Genomic DNA, 6,692 nt, shown 5'->3' with positions numbered 1-6,692 from the left:
CGCCCTGGAGCCCTTGGGCTCAATGACCACAACGGAGGTTTCCTGCCCCCCCACCCGGATGCGCTGTCTGTCCGAGGCCCGGTCCCTGGGGAGGGGCCCCCACCCCCCCGCCCGGGTGAACAGCCCAAACCCCGATCCCGCCACCCCCCGCCGCCGCCGGCCGCCCCGGCCCCGGGGCCCCGCCGGGGCCCCCGGAACACGCCCCCCCCCCCCCCGCCTCCACCCCCGCCTCCACCCGCGACACCCCGAACTTCCTGAACTCGGCACCCGGAGCATCACACGGGGCGGCAGTACTGTCAGCTGCCAGGCCCCCGGTTTCGGCACTCAAATCCCCTGGGTCCTGCCGTGCCCGCACCGCCACTGAAAGCACGAGGAAGCCCCATGGCAGCCACTGACAGCGCGGCCCGGCGCATCGTCATCGAGAACTGTGCGATCGCGACCGTCGACGCCGACGACACCGAGTACGCCTCGGGTCACATCGTCATCGCCGGCAACAAGATCGAGTCCATCGGTGCGGGCAAGGCCCCCGAGAACCTCGACAACGTGGTCCGCCGCATCGACGGGACGGGTCACCTCGTCACCCCCGGCCTGGTCAACACGCACCACCACTTCTACCAGTGGATCACGCGCGGCCTGGCCACCGACCACAACCTCTTCAACTGGCTCGTGGCGCTGTACCCGACCTGGTCGCGCATCGACGAGCAGATGGCCTACTCGGCCGCCCAGGGCTCCCTGGCCGCGATGGCCCGCGGCGGTGTCACCACCGCGATGGACCACCACTACGTCTTCCCCAAGGGCTCCGGCGACCTCTCCGGCGCGATCATCCGCGCGGCGTCCGAGATGGGCGTACGGTTCACCCTCGCCCGCGGCTCCATGGACCGCAGCGAGAAGGACGGCGGCCTGCCGCCGGACTTCGCCGTCGAGACCCTCGAAGGCGCGCTCGCCGCGACCGAGGAGACCGTCAAGAAGCACCACGACGCCTCCTTCGACGCGATGACCCAGGTCGCCGTCGCCCCCTGCTCCCCCTTCTCGGTCTCCACCGAGCTGCTGAAGCAGGGCGCCGAGCTGGCCCGCCGCCTCGGAGTACGCCTGCACACGCACGGCTCCGAAACGGTCGAGGAGGAGCAGTTCTGCAAGGAACTGTTCGGCATGGGCCCGACCGACTACTTCGAGACCACCGGCTGGCTCGGCGAGGACGTGTGGATGGCGCACAGCGTCCACATGAACGACTCCGACATCGCCGCGTTCGCCCGGACCAAGACCGGTGTCGCGCACTGCCCGTCCTCCAACGCCCGGCTGGCCGCCGGCATCGCCCGCGTCCCCGACATGCTGGCCGCCGGCGTCCCGGTCGGCCTCGGCGTGGACGGCACCGCCTCCAACGAGTCCGGTGAGCTGCACACCGAGCTGCGCAACGCGCTGCTGATCAACCGCCTCAACCCGGTGCACCGCGAGCGCGCGCTCAACGCCCGCCAGGCCCTGCGCCTGGGCACCTACGGCGGGGCCCAGGTCCTCGGCCGGGCCGACAACATCGGTTCGCTGGAGGCCGGCAAGCTCGCCGACCTGGTGCTGTGGAACCTGAGCACCTTCCTGCACTCCTCGATCGCCGACCCGGTCACCGCCCTGGTCTTCGGTGCGGCCGCCCCGGTGACCGCGTCGTTCGTCAACGGCAAGCAGATCGTCGAGAACAACCGCCTGCTCTTCGCCGACGAGGACGCCATCGCGGTGTCCACCCGGGAAGAGGCCCAGCGCCTCGCGCGGATCACCGCGCAGGGCTGAACCTCCCCCCTGGAGGAATCCGGTCGGGGGGGACGGCCCCCGGCCGGTGGCCGTGGACCCGAGCGGGGTCCACGGCAGCCGTTCCCGGGCGGTGCCTGAGGTTCACCGAGGGCGCCGCCCGGGGCGGTGACTCGTGCCACCACCACACACCGGCCTCGCCACCCTCCTCCAGACGCTCGGCTTCTGGAAGATCGGCGCCCGGCTCCCCTTCGTCAACGGCGTCTCCTTCGCCGGAGTGACCCCGATGATCGCCATCGGCAAGGGGCACCATGTGCATCGTCATGCTCGTCTGCATGACCGAGTCCACCGCCGACATCCTCGCCCTCGGCCGGATCGTCGGCCGGCCGGCGGACGCCCGGGCCATCGAGGGCGGCCTGCGGGCCGACACGTTCGGCAGCGCGCTCAGCCCGCTCTTCAACGGCTTCATGTGCAGCGCCTTCGCCCAGAACATCGGCCTCGTCGCGATGACCAAGGTGCGCTCCCGGTTCGTGGTCGCTACCGGCGGCGGCATCCTGATCCTGCTCGGCCTGTGCCCGAAGGCCGCGTCGGTCATCGCCCTGGTCCCGCTGCCGGTCCTCGGCGGCGCGGGCATCGTCCTGTTCGGCTCGGTAGCGGCCAGCGGCATCCAGACCCTGGCGGGCGCGGCCATGGAGCGCGGCGAGAACGCGCTGATCGTCGCCGCGTCCGTGGGCATCGGCCTGATCCCGATCGCGGCGCCGGACTTCTACCACGCCTTCCCCGAGGACCTGCTGGTCGTGCTCGACCCGGGCATCAGCACCGGCTGTGTGACGGCCGTCCTGCTCAACCTGGCCTTCAACCACCTCGGCGCGAAGCGGGCCGCACCGGCGCCGGACCCGGTGCCCGTGCACTGACCCGGCGCGCCGAAGGCCGTACGGCGGCGGCCGTGCCACCCACTGCGGGAGTGACACGGCCGCCGCCTCGCGGCGGGCGCTACGGCGCCGGGGTCAGGTACATCCCGGTGTGGTCGCCGCCGGCGGTGTTCCTGCAGGAGAAGTCACCCGAGGGCTTGGCGTTCAGCAGGGCGAGGCAGCGGCCCAGGGCCAGCTGTCCGTAGTGGTTGGGGTGCATGGACTCCTGCACCGGGCCCTGCGTCTCGTTGCTGTCGATCCAGCGCGCCCATTCGCTCGTCCGCGCCGACGCCGGCGCCGTCGGGCTCACCAGCTTGCTCGCCTTGGCGCACACCTCGCGCCCCTGGAGCATGTCCCGTAGGTCCAGGAACTGCACGCCCTTGGCCCGGGCGACGCCCCCGATCCGGTTGGCGAGCTGCGGGATGAGGGAGTCGCGCGCCCAGTCGGAGTCCCGGTCCCAGAAGGGGCACCCGCCGGTGTTCAGCCGGCTCCAGTCGCTCTGCGGGTGGCGGTTCTCGGCGCCCCGCGGGATCGGCGACGGGTAGGATTGCAAGACGATCCGGTAGTCGCCGTTCGCGTACCCGGCGGCCGCCATCACGGCCCGGATCTCGTCCACGGCCTTGCCGACCTTCGCCATCACGCCGTCGATCTTCTGGTCCACGGCGTACTGCTGGTCGTCGTAGCAGTACGAGTACCAGACGACGAAGTCGTACGCGCACTCCTTGATGATGTCGGCGAAGCCGAGGTCGTTGCCGCCGATGGAGAGCGTGATCAGCTTGACGTCGTGGCTCGCGGCCACCGCGGCGAGCTGATCGGCCTGGGGCGCCTCGCCCTTGAAGCCGACTCCGCCGCTCACGGCGCGGAAGACGTTGTCCGTGGTCGCGCCGGAGCACGCCAGGTTGATCGCCACGTCGGCGACCGGGCCGGCGCTCTTGACCTCGGCCGAGTCCGAGCGGTGGCAGCCGTTGGCCGCCGTCGTGCCGTACACCTTCGCGGGGTCGTAGGTGGAGCCGCTCACCCACGCCTTGTCGGTGCCGTCGCGGCTGCCGGAGTTGGTCAGGCTGTTGCCCTTCCAGCGCCCGGCCTCACCGGATATGTAGCTGTCGCCGAGGGACACCACGGCGGTGGGCCCCTGGCCGGGGCCGGCCACCGCGGTGCCCGCCCCGGCCGTGAACACGGCGCCGAGGGCGAGCGGTACGGCCATGCCGGCTGCGGCCAGCCGTCTCAGACGGCTGCGGGACCTCTTCGATCTGCTTGCGGTGCGGAATCCGATCACGGCGGAACTCCTGCGCTCGGCCATGCCGAAGCCCGGGAACGACTTCGACGCATGGCTGGGGGAAGTGGGGGTACCGCCGGCCGGTGGCACCGGAAAGGTGACACGGAGCACGTTGTTACCGCTAGGTAGCCGCGGATTACGATGACGTAACAACCGACCGGTCGTTCGGGATCTGTGCAGGGTTATGAAGGTTGTGAACCGGACGAGTCTCAACAGGACGTGACGGAACCGGACATGGCGAACCGGGCATGTCCAACCAGGCGTGGCGAAGCGGACATGACGAAAGCCCCCGGTACCACTTCGGGTGGTACCGGGGGCTTTCGTGGTCGGATGCGACTGCTGTGCGCGTCAGCCGGACCCGCGGGCCGGGGTCAGCCGACGAGCTGCTCGTAGGCCGGGAGGGTCAGGAAGTCCGCGTAGTCCGCGTCCAGGGAGACCTGGAGGAGGAGGTCGTGGGCCTGCTGCCACTTGCCCGCCGCGAAGGCCTCCTCGCCGATCTCGGCGCGGATGGCGGCCAGTTCCTCGGCGGCGACCTCGCGGGCCAGCTCGGCGGTGGCGAGCCGGCCGTTCTCGAAGACGACACCCGCGTTGATCCACTGCCAGATCTGCGAGCGGGAGATCTCGGCGGTGGCCGCGTCCTCCATCAGGTTGAAGATGGCGACCGCGCCCAGGCCGCGCAGCCAGGCCTCGATGTAGCGGATGCCGACCTGGACGGCGTTGCGCAGGCCCTCGTACGTGGGCCTCGCGTCCAGCGAGTCGATCGCGATCAGGTCGCCGGGGGCCACCGAGACGTCCTCGCGGAGGCGGTCCTTCTGGTTCGGCTTCTCGCCCAGGACCGCGTCGAAGGAGGCCATCGCGATCGGGACCAGGTCGGGGTGGGCGACCCAGGAGCCGTCGAAGCCGTCGCCCGCCTCGCGGTCCTTGTCCGCCTTGACCTTCTCGAAGGCCACCTTGTTGACCTCGGCGTCCTTGCGGGACGGGATGAAGGCCGCCATGCCGCCGATGGCGTGCGCGCCGCGCTTGTGGCAGGTGCGGACCAGGAGTTCGGTGTACGCGCGCATGAACGGGGCCGTCATCGTGACCGCGTTGCGGTCCGGCAGGACGAACTTCTCGCCGCCGTCACGGAAGTTCTTGACGATGGAGAAGAGGTAGTCCCAGCGGCCCGCGTTCAGCCCGGCCGCGTGGTCGCGCAGCTCGTAGAGGATCTCCTCCATCTCGTACGCGGCCGTGATCGTCTCGATCAGCACGGTGGCGCGGACGGTGCCCTGCGGGATGCCGACGTAGTCCTGGGCGAAGACGAAGATCTCGTTCCAGAGGCGCGCCTCCAGGTGCGACTCCGTCTTCGGGAGGTAGAAGTACGGGCCCTTGCCGAGGTCGATCAGGCGCTGGGCGTTGTGGAAGAAGTACAGGCCGAAGTCGACCAGCGCGCCCGGCACCGGGCGGCCGTCGACCTGCAGGTGGCGCTCCTCCAGGTGCCAGCCGCGCGGGCGCATCACGACGGTGGCGAGCTCCTCGGCGGGCTTCAGCGCGTACGACTTGCCCGTGCGGGCGTCGGTGAAGTCGATCCGGCGCTCGTAGGCGTCGATCAGGTTGAGCTGGCCGAGGACGACGTTCTCCCAGGTGGGCGCGGAGGCGTCCTCGAAGTCGGCGAGCCAGACCCTGGCGCCCGAGTTCAGGGCGTTGACGGTCATCTTGCGGTCGGTCGGACCGGTGATCTCCACGCGCCGGTCGTTCAGCGCGGCCGGCGCCGGCGCCACCTTCCAGTCCCCCTCGCGGACCTGTGCGGTGTCCGGGAGGAAGTCCAGGTGGGAGGTGCGGGCGATCTCGGCGCGGCGTTCGGCGCGGCGGGCGAGGAGTTCGTCCCGGCGGGGGGTGAACCGCCGGTGCAGCTCGGCCACGAAGGCGAGTGCCGCATCGGTGAGGACCTCGTCCTGCCGTGGCAGGGGCTCGGCGTCGACGATGGCCAGCGGGGACGGCGCTGGTGCGGACATATCTGTCACTCCTTCAGCGGCGGTGCCTGGCGGCCGCGGGGGAATGCTCGCGCGAGACGGCACGCAGTGCCGCCGGAAGGGGAGAGCTCCGGAGTACGGTCGCGGGCGCCGTCTGTGGTTCAGGGCGCTTCTGACCTGTGGATAGTAATTTCCTCATGGTGGAAGTTCAATGGTTTGTTGATGTCGAGATTCTCCGGGTCGACAGATCATGGGCCGTGGTGGCCCTGGGTGCCACCGCGGTCACGCCGTGCTCAGGCCAGCCGCTCCAGGTCGGGCGGGGTGTCGATGTCGTAGGCCTCCGCCACGTCCCCGCACTCCACCAGGGTGAGCTCCCCGGCGTGTCGTGTCAGGTGGACGCGCGCGCCCTTGTCGCCGGTCGCCGTCGCCGCGATGTCCGCCCAGCGGTCCGCGCCGAACAGCACGGGGTGCCCGCGCTCGCCGTCGTACGCCGCCGCCACCAGCGAGGCCGGGGAGCGGTACGCCGCCCGGACCCGCGCCACCGCCGCCGCGCCGATCCCCGGCTGGTCCACCAGGGAGACCAGGGCCGCCGCGGCGCCGGTGCCGGCCAGCGAGGCCAGTCCGACCCGCAGGGAGGAGCCCATGCCCTCGGCCCAGTCCGGGTTGTCGACCACCACGCACCCGGTCAGGTCGGCGCGCTCGCGCACCTCGGCCGCCGCGGCGCCGAGCACCACGTGCAGCGGGCCGCAGCCGGCCTCCCGCAGCACGCGGACGGCGTTCTCGACCAAGGGGCGGCCGCGGTAGGGCAGCAGCGCCTTGGGG

General features: G+C 71.4%; 4 protein-coding genes and 1 pseudogene. 2 read left to right on the top strand and 3 right to left on the bottom strand.

Annotated features, from left to right (window positions below; all coding sequences use genetic code 11):
• Window positions 1–381: 381 nt before the first annotated feature.
• A complete protein-coding gene (locus GPJ59_RS31675) occupies window positions 382–1,776 on the top strand; it encodes an 8-oxoguanine deaminase (protein ID WP_219671363.1) in 1,395 nt (464 codons plus the stop codon).
• A gap of 151 nt (window positions 1,777–1,927) precedes the next feature.
• A pseudogene (locus tag GPJ59_RS31670) lies at window positions 1,928–2,648 on the top strand (solute carrier family 23 protein); the annotation flags it as partial.
• Between the two features lie 79 nt (window positions 2,649–2,727).
• On the opposite strand, the gene GPJ59_RS31665 reads toward GPJ59_RS31670, so the two are convergent.
• From GPJ59_RS31665 to GPJ59_RS31655, 3 genes are all read right to left on the bottom strand, one after another.
• Entirely contained in the window at window positions 2,728–3,849 is a 1,122-nt protein-coding gene (locus GPJ59_RS31665) for a GDSL-type esterase/lipase family protein (protein WP_258025220.1), read from the bottom strand.
• A 443-nt stretch (window positions 3,850–4,292) separates the two neighbouring features.
• The gene (gene aceB, locus GPJ59_RS31660; RefSeq protein ID WP_219671361.1) at window positions 4,293–5,912 is read right to left on the bottom strand and encodes a malate synthase A; all 1,620 of its coding nucleotides are present in this window, start codon (window positions 5,910–5,912) and stop codon (window positions 4,293–4,295) included.
• Between the two features lie 251 nt (window positions 5,913–6,163).
• A partial coding sequence (locus tag GPJ59_RS31655) for a nucleotidyltransferase family protein (RefSeq protein WP_219671360.1) occupies window positions 6,164–6,692 on the bottom strand: 529 nt, incomplete at its 5' end.

Origin of the sequence: Streptomyces bambusae, assembly GCF_019400985.1 — a bacterium.
GTDB classification, from domain to species: Bacteria; Actinomycetota; Actinomycetes; order Streptomycetales; family Streptomycetaceae; genus Streptomyces; species Streptomyces bambusae_A.
This window is presented reverse-complemented; position numbering and strand designations above follow the sequence as displayed.

Bases quoted from the DNA above. Each gene is read 5' to 3' on its own strand.
- GPJ59_RS31665 (WP_258025220.1), bottom strand. From the start codon at position 3,849: ATGGCCGTACCGCTCGCCCTCGGCGCCGTGTTCACGGCCGGGGCGGGC.
- aceB (WP_219671361.1), bottom strand. From the start codon at position 5,912: ATGTCCGCACCAGCGCCGTCCCCGCTGGCCATCGTCGACGCCGAGCCC.
- GPJ59_RS31675 (WP_219671363.1), top strand. From the start codon at position 382: ATGGCAGCCACTGACAGCGCGGCCCGGCGCATCGTCATCGAGAACTGT.